Raw genomic sequence first — 23,481 nt, forward strand, 5'->3', positions numbered from 1 at the left:
TCTCCCTGCGGAGAGGGTTGAAACTAGGTTCACACCTCCCTTCAATTAAAGACCGCTGTCTTGATACCGGCATTCGTAAATTCTCACTAATCACCCTGCTGTAGGAGCGGGCTTGCTCGCGATGGGATCGACGCGGTGTGTCTGTCAGACCACGTCGTCCGAATCGCGAGCAAGCCCGCTCCCACGGGGTTACGCATGTTCTGGCGGCGGGTTCTTGTTCTCCTTGATCTTGTACGAAGCCACATACAGCGCTGGCAAAAACAACAGCGTGAGCAAGGTGGCCGATAGAATGCCGCCGATCATGGCGTAGGCCATCGGCCCCCAGAACACGTCCCGGGCAATCGGAATCATGCCCAGGCTGGCCGCTGCCGCGGTCAGCAGAATCGGCCGACGACGATGCTGGGTGGCTTGCATCACCGCGTGCCACGGATCGAAGCCGTCGCGTTCGTACTGGTCGATCTGGGTCACCAGGATCACCGAGTTACGCACGATGATGCCCACCAGCGCCAGAATCCCCAGGATCGCTACAAAGCCCATCGGCGTGCCGGTGGGCACCAGCGCCAGCACCACACCGATCAGCCCCAGCGGCGCGACACTGACCACCAGGAACATCTTGTGCACGCTTTGCAGCTGGATCATCAGGAAGGTTGCCATCAAGAACAGCATCAACGGCACGACTTTGGCGATCGGGCCCTGGGCCTTGGCGCTCTGCTCTACCGTACCGCCGGTTTGCACGTTGTAGCCTTCAGGCAGATTGGCGGCGAACTTGTCGACCTCGGGCTTGAGCACCTTGACCAGATCGGTCGGTTGCATCGAGCCGCGCACCGAGGCCTTGAGGGTCAGGGTGGGGATCCGGTCACGGCTCCAGATCAGCGGCTGCTCCAGCTCGTAGCGCACCGTGGCAAAGGCCAATAGCGGGATCGAGGTGCCGCTGGGGGTGGTGATCTGCAGGTTGAGCAGGGTTTCCGGGGTACCGCGCTCGTTGCTGTTGGCCCGACCGACGATATTGATCAGGTAAATGTTGTCCTTGACCTGGCTGACGGCGGCACCGCTGACGATGCTGTTCATCACATGGGCCACGTCTTCGGATGACAGCCCGAACTGGCGGGCCTTGTCCTGGGCAATGTCGATACGCAGCACCTTGCCGGGCTCGTTCCAGTTGAAGATGGTTTCACCGACATTGGGGTTGGCGTCGAGCACCGAGGCCAGGTCGATCGAGTACTTGCGCACCAGGTCGATATTCGGCCCGCTGACCCGATATTGCAGCGGCTGGCCCACCGGCGGGCCCAGTTCCAGGGTGTGCACGAAGCTGCCCACCCCCACAAAGTCCTCGCGCAAGCGTTTGTTGAGCCGTTCGATCAGGGCATCACGGCTTTCCAGGCCTTTGCTGACAATCACCAACTGGGCATAGAAAGGGTTTTGCAGTTGCTGATCGAGCGGCAGGTAGAAACGGATCGCGCCCTCACCGATGTACGAGCTCCAGCGCACGATATCGTCATCACCCTTGAGCGACTCTTCAAAACGCTGGGTGACCTTGAGCGTCTCCTGGATCGAGGCGTTTTGCGGCAGGTTCAGGTCCACCAGAATCTCGGGGCGGTCAGAGGCCGGGAAAAACTGGTTCTGCACCAGGCCCATGCCGAACACCGCCAGTACAAACATCAGCACTGTCGCACCAATGGTCGTCCAGCGATAACGCATGCACCACAGCAGCGCGGTGTCGAAGGCCTGGGCCAGGCGCCCGGGTTTCTCGGGCTTGGGTTTGACCTTGGCGCTGAGGATATGCACGCCCAGCACCGGCGCGAACAGCACGGCCACCACCCACGACACCAGCATTGCCACGGCAATCACCGCGAACAGGGTGAAGGTGTACTCCCCCGCCGAGCTGTTGTTAAGGCCGATGGGCACAAAGCCTGCCACGGTCACCAGTGTCCCGGTGAGCATCGGGAACGCCGTGGAATGATAGGCAAAGGTCGCCGCCTGCTCCTTGGTTTCCCCAAGTTCCAGCCGGGTGATCATCATCTCCACCGTGATCATCGCATCGTCCACCAGCAGGCCCAGGGCGATGATCAGCGCACCCAGCGACACGCGCTGCATGGCGATGCCGGTAAATTCCATAAACACGAACACCAGCGCCAGCACCAACGGGATCGAGATCGCCACCACCAGACCGGCGCGCAGGCCCAGGCTGATGAAACTCACCGCCAGTACAATCACCACCGCCTCAAACAGGGCGCTGGTGAAGCCGCTGACAGCTTCCTCGACCACTTGCGCCTGATCGGACACCATATGCACGCCCACACCCACCGGTAACTGCGCGGTCAGGTCGTCGATGCGCTGCTGTAGTTGCTTGCCGAACTCCTGAATGTTGCCACCATCAATCATGGCGATTGCCAGACCAATGGCCGGCTTGCCGTTGTAATGGAACATGGGGGCCGCGGGGTCGACGTAGCCACGGGTGATTTCGGCAATGTCGGCCAGGCGGTAAAAACGGTCGTTGACCCGCAGATTCACGGCAGCCAGATCCTCAACGCTGTGGAACTGCCCCGAGGTGCGTACCGACATGCGCTCCGGCCCGGCCTCGATTACCCCGGCGGGAGTGACGGCGTTCTGTTCTTGCAGGCTTTCCAGAATGTGCTGTTGGTCGAGGCCCAAAGCTGCCAGTTTGCGGGTCGAGAAATCCAGGTAGAAAGTTTCGTCCTGTTCACCGATGGTCATCACCTTGCCGCGATTGGGTACATCGCGAATGCCGGTGCGCACTTGCTCTACATAGTCGCGCAGCTGACGCATGGTGAAGCCGTCGCCGGTGAAGGCGAAAATGGTGCCATAGACATCACCGAACTCATCGTCGAACCCCGGGCCTTGAATGCCCTGGGGAAAGTCGCCGCGAATGTCGCCGATCTTTTTGCGCACCTCATACCAGATATGCGGGATGGCATCGGCTTTGGTGGTGTCCTTGAGGAACACAAACACCGTCGACTCACCGGGCCGGGTGTAACTTTGCACGTAGTCGAGAGAATCCAGCTCCTCAAGCTTTTTCTCGATGCGGTCGGTGATTTGCAGGCGGGTTTCGTCGACCGTAGCACCGGGCCATTTGGACTGGATGACCATGGTTTTGATGGCGAAGGACGGGTCTTCAGCGCGCCCCAGATTGATGTATGAAAAAATCCCGGCGACCACCGCGACAAACATCAAATACCAGACAAATGACTGATGCTTCAGAGCCCACTCGGACAGGTTGAACTTCCCATTCATTGCGAGCTTTCCTTATCGAGTCTGACTTTCTGCCCGGGGGTGAGGCTGTACACACCTGCACTGACCACCCTGTCGCCGGTTTTGATACCACCCGACAACAGCACGTTGCGGGCGTCGCGACGCAGTACGCTGACGTCACGCGGGCTGACGGTTTGAGTGGCGCTGTCAATGATCCATACGCGGCTGTGGCCGTCGACTTCCTGCAGGGCAGTGAGCGGCAGCTGGAAGTGCTCGGCTGTCGGGCTGCTGACGGTCACGCTCACCGAGCTGCCAAGACGGAATGCCGCCGGCGTCTGGTCCAGTGTCAGGCGGGTGCGCCGGGTGCGGGTGGCGCTGTCGGCTTGCGGGGCGATTTCGCGGACATGGGCGCGGGTGTTGATAGTCGGGTCGAGCTGGCCGGCGACGAGGAATTCGATACCTTTGGGCAGTGCTTCGGCCAACGGACCCGGGAGGTCGATGACCGCCTCCTTGATTTCAGGGCGGGCCAGTGTGACCACTTCCTGGCCAATGCTCACCACTTGCCCGGCCTCGGCATGCCATTGGGTAATCACGGCATCATGGTCGGCGCGCAGGTTGCAGTAGCTGAGCTGGTCCTGAGCCTGATTGACCGCAGCCTGCGCCTGCTGCATCGAAGCCTGTGTGGTCTTGAGGTCGGCTTGCGCGGTGTCCAGTTGGGCCTGGGCGCCCACACCACGGTCGAACAGCTCTTGCTGACGACGGGCATTGGCCCTGGCGTTGATCAATTGTGCCTGTACCTTGGCCAGATCACCCTGGGCCGCACGCAGCTGATTTTGCTGATCGGTGGGGTCGAGGTTGGCCAGAATGTCACCCTGTTTCACCACCGCACCCACATCGTAATAACGGCGCACGATGCGCCCCGGAACACGAAAGCCCAGGGTGCTTTCATAACGAGCTTCGATACTCCCAGCAAAGCGGCCCAGATCCTGAACCAGCTCGGGCCGGGCAATCACATACAGCGCCGGGCGAACGGGTTCCGGCGGCTGTTTCTCCGAGCAGCCTATCAGCATTGCAGCAGCGAGCGGCATCATCCATAAACGCCTCATAGCTGCACCCCTTCGGCCGGTGCGGGGACGATTTCAACTTTCATGCCCGGGTGTAACAACTGCCCCCCTGCAACCACGACTTTTTCTCCATCCTTGAGGCCTTCGCTGACAATCACGCTGCCGGTCAGGTAGCGCCCGACCTTGACCCGTTGCAGGCGTACATTGCTTTGCTCGTCGGCGATCCATACGGCGGGCTCGCTGATGTCCTTGGTCAGGGCCGACCATGGCAGTTCAATGCTGGCGCTGGGCGGCGGGGTCAGGTTGACACTGACAATCGAGCCCAGGTCCATGCCCTTGGGCAAGGCGTCGAGCTGCACCTTGATCTGCAACGTACCGCTTTGTGCCGCAACCGTGGGAGTGATTTCACGGATCTGGCCGTTGACCTTGATTGTCGGATCGCTCAGCAGCGTGACCTGTACCGTGGGGTCTTTGGGCGGTTCGATAAACAGCGATTCATACACGTTGAATACGGCATCCCGTGCGCCATCGCGGGCCAGGGTAAAAATCGGCATGGTGGCCTGTACCACCTGCCCGACTTCGGCCTGGCGCGCGGTGATGATGCCCGGTGCCTCGGCCTCCAGGTTGCTGTAACTCAGTTGTTCGCGGGCGTTGGCCAATTGCGCCTGGGCCGCTGCGAGGGCACTTTTGGCGCTCAGTTGGGCGGCATTGGCAGCATCGTATTCGCTTTGGCTGGTGTAGCCCTTTGGCAGCAGCTTTTGCTGACGCACAAACGCCGCGCGGGTTTGCACCACTTGCGCCTGTTGCGCGTTAACGCTGGCCTGGGCGGTCTCGACCTGGATCTTCAGGTCTTTGGGGTCGAGACGGGCCAGCACCTGATGGGCCTGGATATGGTCACCTACATCCACCTTGCGCTCGATAATCTTGCCACCCACCCGGAATGACAGCTGGGTTTCGATCCGGGCCTGAATATCGCCACTAAGCTGGATCGGCGGGGCGAACTCACGGGTACTCACCTGTTGCACATACACCCGGGGGGACAGAGGCTCTTTGGGGCCCTCCTTGCCGCACGCGGTGAGAAGCGCCAACAGGCTCAAGCCCAAAATGCCCGTGTTCAGTGGACCAGCCATGCAAGCTCCTTTGCGTGATGCCGTTTAACATGCGGATACGGTTGATAGCGTAGAACAGTGTTCAGCGTCTGTGGGACTCTATTACCGCCTATCAGTTTCACGAAATGAGGTCACCCCATGCTCACCACCCTGGCCGTGGCCAACTACCGTTCCATCAATCAGTTGGTGGTGCCCCTGGCCCGGCTGAATCTGATCACCGGCCCCAATGGCAGTGGCAAATCCAACCTTTATCGCGCCTTGCGCTTGTTGGCCGAAACCGCCCAGGGGGGTGTGGTCAATGCTCTGGCCCGTGAAGGCGGCCTGAGCTCGACGTTCTGGGCCGGGCCTGAGGTGATCTCCCGCCGCATGAAGCTGGGCGAGGTTGATGTCAACGCCAGCGTGCGCCAGGAAACCAAGCGCCTGCGCCTTGGTTTTGCCGGAGAAGACTTCAGCTACGCCATCGCCCTGGGCTTGCCGATACCTGGACGCACGCAGTTCAACCTCGACCCGCAGATCAAGCATGAGAGCCTCTGGGCAGGGCCTTTTTACCGCCCGGCCAGCGAGCTGGTTGAACGTAAAGGCCCCATGATCCGCGCCCGTGACGGCCGCAACTGGCAGGTGTTGGCACAGCACACGCCGCTTTTCGACAGCCTGTTCGATCAGGTCGGCAGCTTGCAGGCATCCCCTGAAGTGTTGCAGTTGCGCGAGTCCATCCGCGGCTGGCGTTTTTACGATCACTTTCGCACTGACCCCGACGCGCCTGTGCGCCAACCACAACTGGGCACGCGCACGCCGGTGCTGCATCACGATGGCCATGATCTGGCCGCTGCGTTGCAAACAATCCTTGAGGTCGGCAACCCTGAAGCCTTGCATGCCGCGATCAGCGATGCATTCCCTGGCGCACGGCTGGAAATCGAATGTGTGCCCGGCGGGCATTTTTATATCGAGTTTTATCAAGAGGGGCTGCTGCGCCCGTTGTCTGCCGCCGAGCTCTCGGACGGTACCTTGCGCTATCTGCTGCTGGTTGCGGCTTTGCTGACCCCGCGTCCGCCGAGCATGATGGTGCTCAACGAACCGGAAACCAGCCTGCACCCCGACTTGTTGCCCGCGCTGGCGCGGCTGATCATCAGTGCTTCGCAGCACTCGCAGGTGTGGGTGGTATCCCATGCCCGGCGTCTGATCGCCGCCCTGCAACAAGACCCTGAGTGCAACTGCATCGTGCTGGAAAAAAACCTTGGCCAGACAGAAGTGGTCGGCCAACGCATGCTGGACCAGCCCGCCTGGTATTGGCCCGACAAATAAAAACGCCGACGCTATAAAAGCCGTCGGCGTTTTCAGTAGCCTGGCGTGTAATCAGAACGCTGGCAGTACCGCACCTTTGTATTTTTCAGCAATAAAGGCTTTTACTTCAGGGCTGGTCAGGGCCTTGGCCAGCTTCTGGATTGCGACGCTGTCCTTGTTGTCAGGGCGGGCAACCAGGAAGTTCACGTATGGCGAATCAGCACCTTCGATGATCAGCGCGTCAGTGGCCGGGTTCAGGCCTGCTTCCAGCGCGTAGTTGGTGTTGATCATGTCCAGGTCAACCTGGTCCAGCACCCGTGGCAGCAGTGCGGACTCAAGCTCTTTGAACTTGAAGTTGTGCGGGTTCTTGGCGATGTCCTTCGGGGTCGACACAGCGTTGGTCGGGTCTTTGAGTTCGATCAGACCGGCCTTTTGCAGCAGGATCAGGGCACGGCCGCTGTTGCTGCCTTCGTTAGGGATAGCGATGGTTGCGCCGTCTTTAAGCTCGGACAGGTTTTTGACTTTCTTCGAGTAGCCACCGAAGGGTTCAACGTGAACACCGATCACGGTGGTCAGGTTGGTGCCTTTGCCTTTATTGAAGCTTTCCAGGTATGGAAGGGTCTGGAAGTAGTTGGCGTCCAGGTGTTTTTCGGCCACTTGCACGTTAGGTTGCACGTAGTCGGTGAACACTTTGATTTCCAGATCCACGCCTTCTTTGGCGAGGGTTGGTTTGATCAGCTCAAGGATTTCGGCGTGAGGCACCGGCGTTGCGGCAACCACCAGTTTTTCGCCAGCCTGTGCCAGGCCTGCAGTCAAAGCAGCCGCCAATGCGGTAAACAACAGAACCTTTTTCATGCGATACCCTTATGTGTGTGACCGTTCGTATGACGGTTTTCCTGGAAGACGAAGCGGACAATACCGAGTTTCTTTATTCCAGAACAATAATATTTATTCAGCTTCTTATGCCATTTTGTTCACTTGAGTTTTTTTTGGGGAGCGGGCTTGCCCGCGACAGGAACGCCGTGGTGTGACAGATACACCGCGTCGCTGCCATCGCGGGCAAGCCCGCTCCCACAGGGTCAAGGCAACAACTGCCTGATCGCCGCCAACTCCTGCGCCGTGGCGCCTTTTATAAACAGCTCGATCTGGCTCAGGGCGTCAGGCAGGTTCAAGTGCTCGGGCTGGATCTCCTCGCCCGTGCTCACCAGCAAAGCAAAATGAATCACGTTTTCCAGCTCACGGGTATTGCCCGGCCAGCTGTGGCGCTCAAGTACCCGCTGGGCTCTGTCGCTGATAAACGGCACGGGCAGGTTCAGGCGCTGGCTGTAAATGCCTAGGAAATATTCGGCCAGCGAAAGGATGTCCCCCGGCCGCTCGCGCAACGCGGGCAAGTCCAGCCGCCCTTCGCTGAGGTAGTGATACAGCCGCTCGTGGAATTTTCCGGCAGCCACCGCCTGCGCCAGATCGATACTGGTGGCCGCCACCAGGCGCACGTCCACCGGGCTCGGTTGATGGGCGCCCACACGGGTGACTTCGTGGGTTTCCAGGGCCGCCAGCAGCTTGGTCTGGATTGCCCACGGCAAGTCGCCGATTTCGTCCAGATAAAGAGTCCCGCCATTGGCCGAACCAAACCACCCGGCGCGGCTGCTGGCCGAACTGCTGTGTGTTCCGGCGGCATAGCCAAACAGCTCGGCGTCAGCGTAAGTGGGGCTGATGGCACCGCAATTGACTGACACAAACAGGCCGGTGCGGTCACTGGCGCGGTGGATATGTCGAGCGAGCAGCTCTTTGCCGCTGCCGGTTTCACCACGAATCAGCACGGGCAAGGCGCGCGGCGCGAGCAGCTCCAGATCGTTGCGTAATTGGCGCGAGCGGGGGTCGACAAACACCAGCGCTTTGGCGCGAATGCTCAGCGGGCTTTTTTCCGCGTCAGGAAAGGTCAGCAGCGGCTGACCGAAGGTTTCATGCAGGCTCATGGCAGGCTCCCGCCCGCCGCCGGAGGGTGGGCGCGGGCGTTACAGGAATTCACGCGCGACGCAGGGCGCCGTGCTCGATACGGGTTTGCAGGCGGTATAAAAAGGCGAAGCCTTGCTCCCAGCGCTGGTGTCCGGATTTAACGTTGATATGCCCGGCGCCGCTGATGATGCCGATCTCGGCGCCCCATTGACGGGCAAATTCCATAGCCCGTGGCGCGCTGACAGCACCATCGTTATCCGAGCTGACGATGTGGCTTGGAAAAGGCAACGACCGGGTCGGGATCGGGGCAAAGTTGCGCAAGGCCGGCGCACAGGCCGGGCGCTCGACGTCTGCCGGGGCCACCAGCAACGCGCCGCGCACTTGGTTTAACAGGCTTTCTGGCGCACGCTCGGCCCAATGGGCTACGGTAATGCAACCCAGGCTGTGGGCGATCAGGATCACGGGGGTGCTGTCGGCAGCAATGGCTTCGGCCAGGGCGGCGATCCAGTCTTCGCGGCGGGGCGTCAGCCAGTCGGCCTGCTCCACCCGGGCACTGTTCGGCAAGCTGTTTTGCCAGTGGGTTTGCCAATGATCGTCGGACGAACCTTGCCAGCCCGGCACTATCAAATAGCGAATCGAATCGTTGCCCATGGGTGTGCGCCTCCAGCGGTATGTGTCTTACCGAGTCAGTATAGGGACGGTTTTTAGATTCGCTAAGGAATAAGAAGCTATTTGTTTATAACTAAAAATAAAAACTTGAGGGTTGTGCACCATGAAAAGCCTGGTCGACCATTTGAGCCAATATGCTGCCTATCACCGCGACCCGCACAATATCGCCACGCATTTCGTGGGCATCCCGCTGATCGTGATTGCCGTTGCAACGCTGCTGTCGCGCCCGCAATGGATGGGTATTTCACCGGCAGTGCTGGTGATGCTGGCCAGTGCCGTGTTTTACCTGCGCCTTGAGTTGCGCCTGGGGTTGTTGATGACGCTGCTGCTGGCTTTGACGGTGTGGCTGGGGCACGCGCTGGCGGGGTTGGGCACCGCTGCCTGGCTGGGCTGGGGCATTGGACTGTTTGTGGTGGGCTGGGTGTTCCAGTTTGTCGGGCACTATTACGAGGGGCGCAAGCCGGCGTTTATCGATGACGTCACCGGGCTGATCGTGGGACCGCTGTTCGTGGTGGTGGAACTGGGGTTTTTGCTGGGCTGGCGCGAGGATTTGCGTCGAGAGATGGCGCTGCGCGCCGGTTAGCGCATTGTGGGAGCGGGCTTGCTCGCGATTGGGCCACCGCAGGGTGAAAGAGTCACCGCGTCGTGGCCATCGCGGGCAAGCCCGCTCCCACAAGGGCAGGTCAGCGCTTGAACGCCTGATGCAACTGCGCCAGGGTTTCGAAGTGGTACTTGGGTGCAAACGAGTTCAGCTCTTCAAAGCTGCCAAAGCCATAGCCCACCGCCGCTGCGTCCATGCCGTTGTCGCGGGCACCGATCAGGTCGTGCTTGCGATCACCGATCATCAGAGTTTGCGCCGGGTCCAGTCCTTGTTCGTTGACCAGATGGGCAATCAGCTCAACCTTGTTGGTGCGGGTACCGTCCAGCTCGCTACCGTAGATCACCTTGAAGTGCCTGGCGAAATCAAAGTGGCGGGCAATTTCGCGGGCATAGATATGCGGCTTTGAGGTAGCGATAAACAGTTGGCGGCCCTGTGCAACCAGCTCTTCCAGCAAGGGAGTGACACCCTCGAACACTTCATTTTCGTACAGCCCGGTCACGGCAAAACGCTCGCGGTAAAAGCCCATCGCCTCCCACGCCTTCGCCTCGTCGAAGCCATAACTGGCCATGAACTGTTGCAGCAGCGGCGGGCCGATAAAGTGCTCGAGTTTGCTCAGGTCTGGCTCATCAATGCCCAGTTTGCTCAAACCGAACTGGATCGAGCGGGTGATCCCTTCCCGTGGGTCGGTCAGGGTGCCATCGAGGTCGAACAATACGTTCTGGTAATGCATGCAGGGCTCCAAAAAGGGGGGCTTAAACGGGCTGGGCGTAGCCTTCGGCCAAGTGCTGGTCCTTGAGCTTGACGTAATTGCCGGCACTGTAGGTAAAGAAGGCCTTTTCTTTTTCGGTCAATTCGCGCACTTGCTTCACCGGGCTGCCCACATACAGAAAGCCGCTGGCCAGGCGTTTGCCCGGTGGCACCAGACTGCCCGCGCCGACGATCACGTCGTCTTCAATCACGGCGCCGTCCATCACGATGCTACCCATGCCGATCAGGATGCGGCTGCCCACGTTACAGCCGTGCAACATGACTTTGTGGGCGATGGTCACGTCATCACCGATCAGCAGCGGGAAGCCTTCAGGGTTGAAGGGCCCGGCGTGGGTGATGTGGAGTACGCAACCGTCCTGCACGCTGGTGCGCGCACCGATGCGGATGCGGTGCATATCGCCGCGAATCACGGTCAGTGGCCAGATGGAACTGTCGGCGCCGATTTCGACGTCACCGATCACCACCGCCGAGCGATCGACAAAGGCACGCTCGCCCAAGGTCGGTGTGTGCTGCTGGAATGGACGAATGGACACAAATAGCTTCCTTCTTTAGCCGTAATAGGGCGTTGCAATGCTGCGGTCAGCGTCGATTGTAATTAAGATGAGCCAATGTTTCTTCCAGCCAAGGTGCCAAACGTGAGCGAGAACAACCCTCTATTGCAGCCCTATGACCTGCCGCCGTTCTCGGCGATCCGTCCTGAGCACGTACAGCCGGCCATCGAGCAGATCCTCGCCGACAACCGTGCCGGCATTCAAGCCATCCTCAAGGATCAGGGCCAGAACCCGACATGGGCAGGCCTGGTATTGGCGATGGATGAGTTGAACGACCGGCTGGGTGCGGCCTGGAGCCCGGTCAGCCACCTTAACGCGGTGTGCAACAGCGCAGAGCTGCGTGAAGCCTATGAGGCCTGCCTGCCGGCATTGAGCGCTTACTCCACCGAGATGGGCCAGAACCGCGAACTGTTCCAGGCCTTTGAAGCCCTGGCCCACAGCCCGCAAGTCGGCGACTTCGACCAGGCCCAGAAAACCATTCTTGAGCATTCGCTGCGCGACTTCCGCCTGTCGGGTATCGACCTGCCGGAGGCCGAGCAAAAGCGTTACGCCGAGGTACAAAGCAAGCTTTCCGAGTTGGGCAGCAAGTTCTCCAACCAGTTGCTGGACGCCACCCAGGCCTGGACCAAGCACATCACCGACGAAACAGCACTGGCGGGCCTGACCGACTCGGCCAAGGCGCAAATGGCGGCTGCCGCACAGGCCAAGGGCCTGGACGGCTGGCTGATCAGCCTCGAGTTCCCCAGCTACTTCCCGGTGATGACCTACGCCGAAGACCGCGCCCTGCGCGAAGAAGTCTACGCGGCTTACTGCACCCGCGCCTCGGACCAGGGCCCGAATGCCGGCAAGTTCGACAACGGCCCGGTAATGGAAGAAATTCTCGACCTGCGTCAGGAGCTGGCCAAGCTGCTGGGTTTTGCCAGCTTCGCCGAGCTGAGCCTGGCCACCAAAATGGCCGAGACACCGGATCAGGTGCTGACCTTCCTGCGTGACCTGGCCAAGCGCAGCAAGCCGTTCGCTGCCCGCGACCTTGAGCAACTGCAAGCCTACGCCAGCGAGCAAGGTACCCCTGAGCTGAAAAGCTGGGACACCGGCTTCTTTGGCGAAAAACTGCGTGAGCAGCGCTACAGCGTGTCGCAAGAAGCCCTGCGCGCCTACTTCCCGATCGACAAGGTACTGGGCGGGCTGTTCGCCATTGTCCAGCGCCTGTACGGCATCGAAATTGCCGAAATCAAAGGTTTCGATACCTGGCACCCGGATGTTCGCCTGTTCGAAATCAAGGAAAACGGCCAGCACGTCGGGCGCTTCTTCTTCGACCTCTATGCCCGCGCCAACAAGCGTGGCGGTGCCTGGATGGACGGTGCTCGCGACCGTCGCCGCACCGCAGCCGGCAAGCTGCAAAGCCCGGTGGCCAACCTGGTGTGCAACTTCACTCCAGCCGTTGCGGGCAAGCCTGCACTGCTGACCCACGACGAAGTGACCACCCTGTTCCACGAATTCGGCCACGGCTTGCACCATATGCTGACCGAGATCGAACACGCGGGTGTGTCGGGCATCAACGGCGTAGCCTGGGATGCGGTCGAACTGCCGAGCCAGTTCATGGAGAACTGGTGCTGGGAACCTGAAGGCCTGGCGCTGATTTCCAGCCACTACGAAACCGGCGAAGCACTGCCAAAAGACCTGCTGGATAAAATGCTCGCAGCCAAGAACTTCCAGTCCGGGCTGATGATGATTCGTCAGCTGGAGTTCTCGTTGTTTGACTTCGAACTGCACGCCACCCACGGTGACGGTCGCAGCGTTGCGCAGGTGCTTGACGGCATCCGTGACGAAGTTTCGGTGATGCGTCCGCCTGCCTACAATCGCTTCCCGAACAGCTTTGCGCATATTTTCGCCGGCGGTTACGCCGCGGGTTACTACAGCTACAAGTGGGCAGAAGTGCTGTCGGCCGATGCGTTCTCGCGTTTTGAAGAAGAAGGCGTGTTCAACCCGCACACCGGCAAAGCGTTCCGCCAGGCGATCCTGGCCCGTGGCGGCTCGAAGGCCCCGATGGAGCTGTTCAAGGACTTCCGTGGCCGTGAGCCGTCGATTGACGCCCTGTTGCGTCACAGCGGCCTGACCGAGGACTCGGCAGCATGAGTGATGCACCGGTGAACGTGAGCAAAAAACGCTTTATCGCCGGGGCTGTCTGCCCGGCGTGCAGCGAACCTGACAAGTTGATGATGTGGAACGAAGACGAAGTGCCGCACCGCGAATGCGTGGCCTGCGGTTATTCGGATACGTTGAATGAACAGGGTTTGTCGGTGCCCAAGGAGTTGGGTACGCGGGTCAATACGTCAGCGCTGAAAAAAGCACCGGATCCCAAGGTGCAGGCGGTGCAGTTTTTTCCTAATCCGAAACTGAAAAAGCCCTGAAGATCAACAGCCCCTCACCCTCTCCCGGAGGGAGAGGGGACTGAAGTCAAAAGCAGATTCACGCAACGCCATAGATCAAGCCCCCTCTCCCTCCGGGAGAGGGTTGGGGTGAGGGCGCTCGTGCTTTTAAGCCTTCTGCCACACCTTGGGCTTGAAGAACAACGTCTCGCCGCGCGCCAGATCGGTCAGGCTGTCATGGTCCTTGACCACTTCCACTTCGATCAACTCGCTCTGCCCTTCAACCTTCAATGTCACCCGGGTGGTTGCACCCAATGGGCGAATGTCACGCACCTCTGCAGCATGATGGTCTTCGATCTCGTGACGCGACAGTGACACTTCATGCGGACGGAACAGCACATGCTGGTCCTCACCGATATGCAGGCGGTTGGAGTCACCCAGGAAGTGATACACAAAGTCGCTGGCCGGGTTTTCATAAACTTCGCCCGGTGAGCCGATCTGCTCGATTACACCCTTGTTCATCACCACGATACGGTCGGCGACTTCCATCGCTTCTTCCTGGTCATGGGTCACGAACACGGAGGTCAGGTTGATATCTTCGTGCAGGCGCGCCAGCCAGCGGCGCAGTTCTTTACGCACCTTGGCGTCCAACGCACCAAACGGCTCGTCCAGCAGCAGTACCTTGGGTTCGACGGCCAATGCTCGGGCCAGGGCGATACGCTGACGCTGACCGCCTGACAGCTGCTCAGGGTAGCGATCCGACAGCCAGTCCAGCTGCACCATGTTCAGCAACTCGTGGACTTTTTCAGCGATGCGGGTTTCGCTCGGGCGTTCCTTTTTCGGCTTCATGCGCAGGCCGAAAGCCACGTTATCGAACACCGTCATATGGCGGAACAGGGCGTAATGCTGGAACACAAAACCGACGTTGCGATCACGCACATCGTGCCCAGAGACGTCTTCACCGTGGAACACGATGTTGCCTTCGTCCGGGGTTTCGAGGCCGGCGATAATGCGCAGCAAAGTGGTCTTGCCGCAGCCCGACGGGCCGAGCAGGGCCACCAGCTCACCGCTATGAATGTCCAGATTGATGCTGTTCAGGGCCTTGAAGGCATTGAAGTTCTTGCTGACGTTACGGACTTCGATCGACATGGTTTATTCCTCCGCGGCGCTGGCGCGCAGGCGGTTAATACGGGATTCGCTCCACTGCTTGAGCAGCAGGATGAAGAGCGCCAGGATCAGCAACAGGGTGGCCACGGCGAAGGCGGCAACGTGGTTGTATTCGTTGTAGAGAATCTCGACGTGCAGCGGCAGGGTGTTGGTCACCCCGCGAATGTGCCCGGAAACCACCGACACCGCACCGAACTCACCCATCGCCCGCGCAGTACACAGCACCACGCCGTAGATCAGGCCCCATTTGATATTGGGTACGGTCACGTGCCAGAACATTTGCCAGCCATTGGCGCCCAGCAGGCGTGCGGCCTCCTCTTCCTGAGTGCCCTGCTCCTGCATCAGCGGGATCAGTTCCCGGGCCACAAAGGGCACGGTCACGAAGATGGTGGCCAGCACGATACCCGGCAAGGCGAATACGATCTGGATGTCGTGGTCCTGCAACCACGGACCGAGAAAGCCCTGCGCGCCAAACATCAGCACGTAGACCAGACCGGCGATCACCGGTGAGACCGAAAACGGCAGGTCGATCAGGGTGACCAGGATGCTCTTGCCGCGAAAGCTGTACTTGCTCACGCACCAGGCCGCGCTGACGCCGAAGACCACGTTCAGTGGCACCGAAATCACCACGGCGATAATGGTCAGCTTGAGGGCCGACAGGGCGTCGGGTTCGAGGATGGCGTCGAAAAAAGTACCTACCCCCATTTTCAAACCCTGGGACACCACGATCAGCAGCGGCAGCAGCAGGAACAGGGTAAAAAACAACCAGCCGAAGCCGATCAGCAGGCGCCGCGACAGCGGGCTGCCACGGCGGGCGGCATTGGCCACGGATGAAGCGCTCTGTGTTGAGCTGGACATGGTCAGGCCTCCTTCACGGTTTTTCGATGCGACGCTGAATCAAATTGATGATCAGCAGCAAAATGAAGGAAACCACCAGCATCATCACGCCAATGGCCGTGGCGCCGGTGTAGTCGTACTGGTCCAGCTTGACCATGATCAGCAGCGGCAGGATTTCGGTTTTGAACGGCATGTTACCCGCGATAAAAATCACCGAGCCGTACTCGCCCACACCGCGGGCAAAGGCCAGGGCAAAACCGGTCAACCAGGCGGGCAGCAAGGCTGGCACCAGGATGTAGCGGAACACTTGCAGGGGCTTGGCGCCCAGGCAGGCAGCGGCTTCTTCGATTTCACGGGGGATATCGGCCAGCACTGGCTGCACGGTGCGCACCACAAACGGCAGCGTGACGAACGTCAGTGCCAGGGTGATGCCCATCGGGGTGTAGGCAATCTTGAAACCCAGGTCGTTGGCGAACTGGCCGATCCAGCCGTTGGGGGCGTACAGGGCTGTCAGGGCGATACCGGCCACGGCAGTCGGCAGGGCAAACGGCAGGTCGATCATGGCATCGATGACCTTGCGTCCGGGGAAGGTATAGCGCACCAGCACCCAGGCCAGCACGGTGCCGATCACGCCGTTGATAATGGCGGCGACAAAGGCGGTGCCAAAGCTCAGTTGCAGGGCGGCCAGCACCCGGGGGGCAGTGATAATGGCCCAGAACTGGTCCCAGGTCAGTTGGGCGGCATGCACGAACATCGCAGCCAGCGGGATCAGCACAATCAGACTGAGGTACACCAAGGTGTAGCCCAGTGTCAGCCCGAAGCCGGGTATGACGGGGGAGATACGACGAGACATAAGAGTCCTTGGTTAACGCACGAAGCCCGCAACTCGGTCGCGGGCTCTATGTTCTAGCTTTCAGCGAGGCCAAAGGCCCCACCCCACAGGTTACTGCGCCTGGTAGATCTGGTCGAACACACCACCGTCATTGAAAAATTTCGGCTGCGCAGTTTTCCAGCCACCGAAGTCTTTGTCGATAGTCACAAGTTCCAGTTTCGGAAACTGCTGTGCGTACTTGGCAGCGATTGCTGCGTCACGCGGGCGGTAGAAATTTTTTGCAGCAATTTCCTGGCCGGCCGGGCTGTACAGGTGTTCGAGGTAGGCTTTGGCGATTTCGGCATTGCCCTTTTTATCGGCGTTTTTGTCGACTACAGCCACTGGCGGCTCAGCCAGGATCGACAGGGAAGGTACGACGATGTCGAATTTATCGGTACCGCCATCCTCCTTGAGTGCCAGGAATGCTTCGTTTTCCCAGGCCAGCAACACATCACCCTGACCGTTGTTGACGAAGGTGATGGTCGAACCGCGTGCACCGGTGTCCAGCACTGGCACGTGTTTGAACAGGGTTTTTACATATTCTTTGGCTTTTTCTTCGTTGCCGCCGTTGGCTTTCAGGCCGTAAGCGTAGGCTGCAAGGAAGTTCCAGCGCGCGCCGCCGCTGGTTTTAGGGTTCGGGGTAATGACCGATACGCCATCCTTGGTCAGGTCGCCCCAGTCCTTGATGCCTTTAGGGTTGCCCTTGCGCACCAGGAACACGATGGTCGAGGTGTACGGGGTGCTGGCGTCCGGCAGGCGGGTTTGCCAGTTTTCCGGCAGCGAGCCCTTGTTCAGCCTGGCGATTTCGTCGATGTCACCGGCCAGGGCCAGGGTTACCACGTCAGCGCGCAGGCCGTCGACCACGCCGCGGGCCTGTTTGCCCGAGCCGCCGTGGGATTGCTGGATTTTGACGTTGTCACCCGGGTGGCTGGCTTTCCAGAACTGGGTGAACTCAGTGTTGTAATCCTGGTACAGCTCGCGGGTTGGATCGTAGGAAACGTTCAACAACTCGTAATCTTTGGCTACAGCGGAGCCAGCAAAAATGGCACTGGCCAGCGCGGCCAAAGCGTAACGGCGTAGGGACATAGGTGAGGCTCCAAAGCATTTTTTAATTTTTATTGAGCGCACTCAGGTGAATGCGCTTGAACGATTCAGGCGTTTTTCTGACTCGGGTTTTGCAGGCGGAATTTCTCTTTGCGTTCGATCTGCACCACTTGCGCGTTATGCACAGTGATTTCCACAGCACCAAAGCGCAGGTCTCGCAGCGCGCTCTGGATTTCCCGCAGGATGGTTGCTTCGTCCTGGCCGTCAACGCTACGCAGAGATGCGCTCATGGTGCTGCTCCTGAAAAATGGGGTGCCGACAGGGTTGCTGGCGTAGGGGCAATAGTAGTGAGGTGTAGATATTCTTAAAAATACTATTTAAGAATGTTTATATAACTGAAAGCTCAAAATAGGCGCTTGAGCACCATGTGTAGCAGCTGCCGAGGGCTGCGTCCGGTTGCGAAGCGACCGTAAATACTGCGCGCGATGTTTTTCTGACACAGCCCAGGGTTCGGTTTTACGACCGCGGCGCGGCCGGACGCAGCCTCGTTCCTTCGGCAGCTGCTACGAATTTCCCAGCGGCAAAGTGGGACGCGACTACACTCCAACTGCCTTATAACGACAGGATGTTTTGCAAAGGTGGGAACTGTTGCTGGACAGTCAGCACAAGTGGGATCACCTTAGAGCGGCTGTCGTCTTTTCCTGCATAGTCTGGAGTCTTTATGTCGTTTACCCCTGAGTTGGTTGCCGAACTGGAAGTCCTTGCACTGTTTGACTTGGAAAGTACCCTTGAGGGCCTGAAGATTCATCAACATGCCGCGCCAGAAAAAGTCGCCGCGGCGCAGCGCCTGTTCGAGAAAAAACTGATCGATCAACCCGATGGTGGCTATCTGACAAGCCTGGGACGTGATGCTGCCGAAAGTGTCCAAGTACTGCTGTCGATTCTTGTTGAATCCAAAGAAGTTGCCTGACGCCACGCCCCGCCCTCGGGATCTGAACGATTAATGATTCCGCGGGCACACTTATCTCCGCCCGCACTGAACCAGAGAACTGAGCGACAGGTTCTCCAGCAGTTGCGTGGGCGCTTTTTGCGCGTCAATCAGGGTCGCCTGGCCCGAGCGGTAGAGGGGCTGGCCCCTCGCCAACAAGCGCTACTGAACCTGTTGGCGCTGCTCTTTCATATCAATCACCCGCTCTTGCCCGGTTATGTGTCTGACTGCACTCCCGCCGGGGTGTCGGGTTATAAACCTGACGCACTCGCCCTCGCCTCTGCCCGACATCTGATTCACGACTTTTCTTGCAGCATGGGCAACGCTTGCCAGTCACAACCGATCCATGGGCTTTTTTTGATGGGCAGCCTCGGCACATTGGCCCAGACCGCGCAAAGCGATATGGACGTGTGGGTTTGCCTCGCTCCGGACTTGAATGATGCCGCCGTGTCGGCCTTGCGCAAAAAATGCCGACGCCTGGAAGCTTGGGCGACGAGCCAGGGCTGTGAAGCACACTTCTTTTTGATCGATGCACAATTGCGCAACGACGAGGGCGACGAGCCACGACAGAGGTTGTTGCTCGATGAGTTTTATCGCACCGCCATCTGGCTCGCCGGGCGCACACCGATGTGGTGGTGGGTGCCGGTGCATGAGGAAGCGCGGTACGCTGAATTCGCCTGTGGGCTACTGGAAACAGGGGTAATCGACCGTGACGAAACCATTGATCTTGGCCACCTGGCCCATATTGCCCCCGGCGAGTTTCTGGGCGCCGGGCTGTGGCAATTGCTCAAGGGCATTGAGGCGCCCTACAAGTCGCTGCTCAAGCTGCTGCTGATTGAGGTGTACGCCAGCGAGCACCCGCAGGTGAGCTGCCTGAGCCTGGGGTTCAAACAGAGGGTGTACGCCAATCAACTGGACCTGGATGAGATGGACCCCTACGTGGTGGTTTACCGACGTATTGAGCGTTACCTCGAGGGCCGGGGCGAGTTGCAGCGACTGGAACTGGTTCGCCGCAGCCTCTACCTGAAGGTCGGCCACGAGTTGAGCAATGGCGAGGCAGGCATGTTGTGGCAGCGGCGGTTACTCAAGCGCCTGACCCGCGAATGGGGCTGGGATGAGCAGCACCTGGCAATGCTCGACAATCGCTCGCAATGGCAGGCGCAGCAGGTCAGTCATGAGCGTCGGGCCCTGGCCCGGGAGCTGAGCGTCAGCTACCGGTCTTTGCGTCAGTTTGCCCGTGACGAGCAGACGCCTGCGCTGTGACATGACTGATCCGGAAGGTCTTAAGCGCTGAAATCGCTTGCTGCTTTTGGCTGGTATTCCACTTCAAGCAGTTCCAGCTTGAGGGTCTTGCCACCGGGAGCAGGCCAGTTGATGTGCTGGCCAACTTGCAGCCCCAGCAACGCGCTGCCCACAGGGGCCAGAATCGAAATCTTGCCTTCGTCGGCGTTGGCGTCTTTTGGGTATACCAGCGTCAGGCGGTAGTCCTTGCCACTGCTTTCTTCGCGACAATGCACACGGGAATTCATGGTCACGACGCCGGCAGGCACTTCTTCGTGGCCAACGATGGTTTCGGCGCGATCGAGCTCGGCTTGCAGTGCCTCAATGCCAGGAGTCGTTTCTGGCAAGCTGTCGATCAATTGCTCCAGACGCTGTACGTCCAGGCGGGTGAGGATGAGTGGGGTTGGTGTGCTCATGACCTGGCAGACTCCTTTTTTCTGCACGAAAAAGCAAAACCCCGCCGGAATATGGCGGGGTTTTGACGAACCTCGTTAGTGCGAGGCGAACCCGGACACTACCACAGCAAAATAAATACACAAGCAGGGGGGACACTGCCCCCTGATTGCGTACGACGATTATCCGTAGCAGCTGCCGAAGGCTGCGTTCGGCGACACAGTCGTCGTAAAGTCAGGCTCTGCGGTGTATCAGTTGAACAAAGGGCTCAGGTTTTGCGATTGCTACGCAATCGAACGCAGCCTGCGGCAGCTGCTACGGGAGCCGCTGCCGCAATTGGGCCTGTTCACAAATCACCCGGCGCCGCTGGTCGTCTGCCGAGCGCCACTCGCGAATATCTTCAACGTGGCGAAAACAGCCCAGGCAGACTTTGTGCTCATCCAGCCGGCAGGTGCTGATGCAGGGGGACGGCACTGCCGGACTGACGTTACTGTAGAGCGGTTTTGCAGGTTTAGCAGAAGCGGTCACTGTCAGATCTCTTCAAATTCCAGCTCGGCGCCTGCGTGTTCAAGTGTCAGGCGCTGAACCATTTCGCTGAGCAGCTCGTCGCTTTTATCGCACTTCCACGAACTGCGTTTTTCATCGTAGTCGAAGTGAAAACCGCCGCTGGGGGCCGCCAGCCAGAGCTGCAGCAGCGGCGCCTGACGGCTGAAGATCAGGGCTTTGCCATTCTCGAACTTGATTGTCAGGATGCCGGCGGAATTCTCTACATCTACATCCAGATCAGAGTCATCAAAGATGTCTTCCAGATTTTCCTGGGTGGCATCGACCAGATCGTGAAAACGGGCTTCAGTCAAACTCATGGTGGAACCTCGTAATATCTAGTCATGCTCGGAGCTCGCAAGATACGGGCGCTCCAGGCCGATTGCAAACCCCATAACAGCCATCTGCCCGCGACCACTGATCATCCACACAGGACGTAACGCTCGGCCGCTCTGCTGCATAGGCAAGCTGGTGGGTGCTCGGTATACTCGGGCGCAATTAATGCTTTTCAAAGGATTTCGCCATGAAGCGCCTGATCTCTTCTATTGCTGCGCTCGTCGCGGTCGCCTGCCTTGTTTCTGCCTGTGGTCAAAAAGGACCGCTGTATCTTCCCGATGACAGCAAATCCCCTGAAGACCAAGCGAAGTCGTCGCAATCGCAATCGCACAAGCACCAATAAGGGAACACCATGGACGCTTTTAATTACCGGGACGGCGAGCTGTTCGCCGAAGGTGTTGCGCTGACGGCCATTGCCGAGCGTTTTGGCACGCCGACGTATGTTTATTCCCGGGCACACATCGAGGCGCAGTACAACGCTTTCGCCGATGCCCTGAACGGCATGCCGCACCTGGTGTGCTTCGCGGTCAAGGCCAACTCCAACCTGGGCGTGCTCAATGTCCTGGCGCGTCTGGGCGCCGGTTTTGACATCGTGTCCCGTGGCGAGCTGGAGCGTGTTCTGGCCGCTGGCGGCACGGCTGACAAGATCGTGTTTTCCGGTGTCGGCAAAACCCGCGATGACATGCGTCGCGCTCTGGAAGTGGGCGTGCACTGCTTCAACGTCGAGTCCACCGAAGAGCTTGAGCGCTTGCAGGTGGTGGCCGCCGAAATGGGCGTTCGCGCCCCGATTTCGCTGCGGGTCAACCCGGACGTCGATGCGGGAACCCACCCGTACATCTCCACCGGTCTGAAAGAAAACAAGTTCGGCATCGCCATCGCTGACGCCGAAGATGTCTACATCCGTGCCGCTCAATTGTCGAACCTGGAAGTGGTCGGTGTCGATTGCCATATCGGCTCCCAACTGACCACCCTCGAACCGTTCATCGACGCTCTCGACCGCCTGCTGGCACTGATCGACCGACTGGGCGATTGCGGCATCTACCTGCGCCATATCGACCTCGGTGGCGGCCTGGGCGTGCGTTACCGCGATGAAGAGCCGCCACTGGCCGGTGATTACATCAAGGCCGTGCGTGAGCGCCTCGACGGGCGTGACCTGGCGCTGGTGTTCGAGCCGGGTCGTTACATCGTGGCCAATGCTGGCGTGCTGCTGACTCAGGTCGAGTACCTCAAGCACACCGAGCACAAGGATTTCGCCATCGTCGATGCGGCGATGAACGATCTGATCCGCCCGGCCCTGTACCAGGCCTGGATGGACGTGACTGCAGTTCGCCCGCGTGACAGCGAAGCCCGCGCCTACGACATCGTCGGCCCGATCTGCGAAACCGGTGACTTCCTGGCCAAGGACCGCCAGCTGGCGCTGGCCGAAGGTGATTTGCTGGCCGTGCATTCGGCCGGTGCCTATGGTTTTGTCATGAGCTCGAACTACAACACCCGTGGCCGCGCCGCCGAAGTACTGGTGGATGGCGATCAGGCGTTTGAAGTGCGTCGTCGCGAGACTGTTGCCGAGTTGTTTGCTGGCGAAAGCCTGCTGCCGGAGTAAACCCATGTTGCTGCGTTTTACCAAAATGCACGGCCTGGGCAATGATTTCATGGTTCTCGACCTGGTCAGCCAGCACGCGCACATCCTGCCCAAGCATGCCAAGCAATGGGGTGACAGGCACACGGGTGTCGGCTTTGATCAGCTATTGATCGTTGAAGCACCGAGTAACCCGGAGGTGGACTTCCGTTACCGGATCTTCAACTCCGACGGTTCCGAAGTGGAGCAATGCGGCAACGGGGCGCGCTGCTTTGCGCGCTTCGTGCTCGACAAGCGCCTGACCACCAAGCGCCAGATCAAGGTCGAAACCAAGAGCGGCATTATCGAACTGAACGTGCGCAGCGATGGGCAAATCAGCGTCGACATGGGGCCGCCGCGCCTGGTTCCGGCAGATATCCCGTTTGTGGCCGACGCCCAGGCGTTGAGCTATGAGCTGGATGTCGATGGCCAGACCGTCGAGTTGGCTGCCGTTTCGATGGGCAACCCCCATGCGGTGCTGCGCGTAGACGATATCAACGCTGCACCGGTGCATGAACTGGGCCCCAAAATTGAACACCATCCGCGCTTTCCCGCACGGGTCAATGTCGGTTTTCTGCACGTGATAGATCGTCAGCGCGGGCAACTGCGCGTCTGGGAACGCGGCGCCGGGGAAACCCAGGCCTGCGGCACCGGCGCCTGTGCAGCGGCCGTGGCAGCCATCAGCCAGGGCTGGATGGACTCACCGCTGATCCTCGATCTGCCTGGTGGCCGGTTGTCCATCGAATGGGCAGGCCCTGGCCACTCTGTGATCATGACCGGCCCGGCCATGCGTGTTTACGAAGGACAAGTCCGTTTATGAGCGAGCGC

The 23,481-nt window shown here is 59.6% G+C and carries 24 protein-coding genes and 1 pseudogene; 9 read left to right on the forward strand and 16 right to left on the reverse strand.

Annotated elements, in window-relative coordinates; translation table 11 throughout:
* Positions 1–189 precede the first annotated feature (189 nt).
* The 3 genes from QN377_RS02090 to QN377_RS02100 are packed head-to-tail and all read right to left on the reverse strand — an operon-like array spanning position 190 to position 5,404.
* A complete protein-coding gene (locus QN377_RS02090) occupies positions 190–3,252 on the reverse strand; it encodes an efflux RND transporter permease subunit (protein ID WP_094999769.1) in 3,063 nt (1,020 codons plus the stop codon).
* Positions 3,249–4,316 (reverse strand): efflux RND transporter periplasmic adaptor subunit, encoded by a 1,068-nt coding sequence (locus tag QN377_RS02095; RefSeq protein WP_095017845.1) that lies wholly within the window; start codon positions 4,314–4,316, stop codon positions 3,249–3,251. Before QN377_RS02095 ends, QN377_RS02090 begins: the two co-directional genes overlap by 4 nt.
* Positions 4,313–5,404: an efflux RND transporter periplasmic adaptor subunit gene (locus tag QN377_RS02100; RefSeq protein WP_095017846.1), complete on the reverse strand. Its 1,092-nt coding sequence runs from the start codon at positions 5,402–5,404 to the stop codon at positions 4,313–4,315. Before QN377_RS02100 ends, QN377_RS02095 begins: the two co-directional genes overlap by 4 nt.
* A 117-nt stretch (positions 5,405–5,521) precedes the next feature.
* Here QN377_RS02100 and QN377_RS02105 point away from each other — a divergent pair, with 117 nt between their 5' ends.
* On the forward strand, positions 5,522–6,685 hold the full coding sequence (locus QN377_RS02105; RefSeq protein ID WP_095017847.1) for an AAA family ATPase: 1,164 nt from the start codon (positions 5,522–5,524) through the stop codon (positions 6,683–6,685).
* Positions 6,686–6,736: 51 nt separating this feature from the next.
* Here the strand turns inward: QN377_RS02105 and QN377_RS02110 are convergent, their stop codons facing one another.
* From QN377_RS02110 to QN377_RS02120, 3 genes are all read right to left on the reverse strand, one after another.
* Positions 6,737–7,519 (reverse strand): MetQ/NlpA family ABC transporter substrate-binding protein, encoded by a 783-nt coding sequence (locus QN377_RS02110; protein ID WP_095017848.1) that lies wholly within the window; start codon positions 7,517–7,519, stop codon positions 6,737–6,739.
* 224 nt (positions 7,520–7,743) lie between these two features.
* A complete protein-coding gene (locus QN377_RS02115; protein ID WP_094999764.1) occupies positions 7,744–8,640 on the reverse strand; it encodes a sigma 54-interacting transcriptional regulator in 897 nt (298 codons plus the stop codon).
* Between the two features lie 49 nt (positions 8,641–8,689).
* Positions 8,690–9,271, reverse strand: coding sequence for an alpha/beta hydrolase (locus QN377_RS02120; RefSeq protein ID WP_094999763.1), 582 nt, complete (start codon positions 9,269–9,271; stop codon positions 8,690–8,692).
* A gap of 121 nt (positions 9,272–9,392) precedes the next feature.
* Between QN377_RS02120 and QN377_RS02125 the strand changes: the two genes are divergently transcribed.
* Complete coding sequence (locus QN377_RS02125) at positions 9,393–9,872, forward strand: DUF962 domain-containing protein (RefSeq protein WP_094999762.1); 480 nt, start codon at positions 9,393–9,395, stop codon at positions 9,870–9,872.
* A 100-nt stretch (positions 9,873–9,972) separates the two neighbouring features.
* Here QN377_RS02125 and QN377_RS02130 read toward each other — a convergent pair whose 3' ends face one another.
* Positions 9,973–10,620, reverse strand: a complete 648-nt coding sequence (locus QN377_RS02130) for an HAD family hydrolase (protein ID WP_094999761.1) — start codon at positions 10,618–10,620, stop codon at positions 9,973–9,975.
* Between the two features lie 22 nt (positions 10,621–10,642).
* Complete coding sequence (locus QN377_RS02135; protein ID WP_095017850.1) at positions 10,643–11,191, reverse strand: gamma carbonic anhydrase family protein; 549 nt, start codon at positions 11,189–11,191, stop codon at positions 10,643–10,645.
* A gap of 75 nt (positions 11,192–11,266) precedes the next feature.
* Between QN377_RS02135 and prlC the strand changes: the two genes are divergently transcribed.
* Positions 11,267–13,345, forward strand: coding sequence for an oligopeptidase A (prlC, locus tag QN377_RS02140; protein ID WP_153326711.1), 2,079 nt, complete (start codon positions 11,267–11,269; stop codon positions 13,343–13,345).
* The gene (locus QN377_RS02145) at positions 13,342–13,620 is read left to right on the forward strand and encodes a YheV family putative zinc ribbon protein (protein ID WP_094999759.1); all 279 of its coding nucleotides are present in this window, start codon (positions 13,342–13,344) and stop codon (positions 13,618–13,620) included. The genes prlC and QN377_RS02145 overlap by 4 nt, the downstream gene beginning before the upstream one ends.
* A 126-nt stretch (positions 13,621–13,746) precedes the next feature.
* On the opposite strand, the gene QN377_RS02150 is transcribed toward QN377_RS02145, so the two are convergent.
* The 5 genes from QN377_RS02150 to oscA all read right to left on the reverse strand — a co-directional run bounded on the left by QN377_RS02150 (position 13,747) and on the right by oscA (position 17,787).
* Positions 13,747–14,727, reverse strand: a complete 981-nt coding sequence (locus tag QN377_RS02150; protein WP_094999758.1) for a sulfate/molybdate ABC transporter ATP-binding protein — start codon at positions 14,725–14,727, stop codon at positions 13,747–13,749.
* Between the two features lie 3 nt (positions 14,728–14,730).
* Positions 14,731–15,603 (reverse strand): sulfate ABC transporter permease subunit CysW, encoded by an 873-nt coding sequence (cysW, locus tag QN377_RS02155; RefSeq protein WP_094999757.1) that lies wholly within the window; start codon positions 15,601–15,603, stop codon positions 14,731–14,733.
* Positions 15,604–15,616: 13 nt separating this feature from the next.
* The gene (gene cysT / locus QN377_RS02160; protein ID WP_095017851.1) at positions 15,617–16,435 is read right to left on the reverse strand and encodes a sulfate ABC transporter permease subunit CysT; all 819 of its coding nucleotides are present in this window, start codon (positions 16,433–16,435) and stop codon (positions 15,617–15,619) included.
* Positions 16,436–16,525: 90 nt separating this feature from the next.
* On the reverse strand, positions 16,526–17,539 hold the full coding sequence (locus QN377_RS02165) for a sulfate ABC transporter substrate-binding protein (RefSeq protein WP_095017852.1): 1,014 nt from the start codon (positions 17,537–17,539) through the stop codon (positions 16,526–16,528).
* Between the two features lie 65 nt (positions 17,540–17,604).
* Positions 17,605–17,787, reverse strand: a complete 183-nt coding sequence (gene oscA / locus QN377_RS02170) for a sulfur starvation response protein OscA (protein ID WP_016782652.1) — start codon at positions 17,785–17,787, stop codon at positions 17,605–17,607.
* A gap of 431 nt (positions 17,788–18,218) precedes the next feature.
* Here oscA and QN377_RS02175 point away from each other — a divergent pair, with 431 nt between their 5' ends.
* Positions 18,219–18,467 (forward strand): TIGR02647 family protein, encoded by a 249-nt coding sequence (locus QN377_RS02175; RefSeq protein WP_094999754.1) that lies wholly within the window; start codon positions 18,219–18,221, stop codon positions 18,465–18,467.
* Between the two features lie 36 nt (positions 18,468–18,503).
* Positions 18,504–19,745: pseudogene (locus QN377_RS02180) on the forward strand (class I adenylate cyclase); the annotation flags it as partial.
* A 23-nt stretch (positions 19,746–19,768) separates the two neighbouring features.
* On the opposite strand, the gene rnk reads toward QN377_RS02180, so the two are convergent.
* From rnk to cyaY, 3 genes are all read right to left on the reverse strand, one after another.
* Positions 19,769–20,182 carry a nucleoside diphosphate kinase regulator gene (gene rnk / locus QN377_RS02185; RefSeq protein WP_019828269.1) on the reverse strand — a complete coding sequence of 138 codons (414 nt, stop codon included), beginning with the start codon at positions 20,180–20,182 and terminating at the stop codon, positions 19,769–19,771.
* Positions 20,183–20,474: 292 nt separating this feature from the next.
* Entirely contained in the window at positions 20,475–20,693 is a 219-nt protein-coding gene (locus tag QN377_RS02190; RefSeq protein ID WP_153326713.1) for a DUF1289 domain-containing protein, read from the reverse strand.
* Positions 20,690–21,022, reverse strand: coding sequence for an iron donor protein CyaY (cyaY, locus tag QN377_RS02195; protein WP_094999751.1), 333 nt, complete (start codon positions 21,020–21,022; stop codon positions 20,690–20,692). The genes QN377_RS02190 and cyaY overlap by 4 nt, the downstream gene beginning before the upstream one ends.
* Positions 21,023–21,225: 203 nt before the next feature.
* Between cyaY and lptM the strand changes: the two genes are divergently transcribed.
* Genes lptM through dapF form a run of 3 tightly spaced genes read left to right on the forward strand, consistent with a single transcriptional unit; the run spans position 21,226 to position 23,473 of the window.
* Positions 21,226–21,381 carry an LPS translocon maturation chaperone LptM gene (lptM, locus tag QN377_RS02200; RefSeq protein WP_019828266.1) on the forward strand — a complete coding sequence of 52 codons (156 nt, stop codon included), beginning with the start codon at positions 21,226–21,228 and terminating at the stop codon, positions 21,379–21,381.
* Positions 21,382–21,390: 9 nt separating this feature from the next.
* Positions 21,391–22,638, forward strand: a complete 1,248-nt coding sequence (lysA, locus tag QN377_RS02205; RefSeq protein ID WP_095017854.1) for a diaminopimelate decarboxylase — start codon at positions 21,391–21,393, stop codon at positions 22,636–22,638.
* A gap of 4 nt (positions 22,639–22,642) precedes the next feature.
* Positions 22,643–23,473: a diaminopimelate epimerase gene (gene dapF / locus QN377_RS02210; RefSeq protein WP_094999749.1), complete on the forward strand. Its 831-nt coding sequence runs from the start codon at positions 22,643–22,645 to the stop codon at positions 23,471–23,473.
* The last annotated feature ends 8 nt before the right edge of the window (positions 23,474–23,481 follow it).

Source organism: Pseudomonas sp. CCC4.1, assembly GCF_035019225.1.
Taxonomy (GTDB): Bacteria; Pseudomonadota; Gammaproteobacteria; order Pseudomonadales; family Pseudomonadaceae; genus Aquipseudomonas; species Aquipseudomonas bubulae.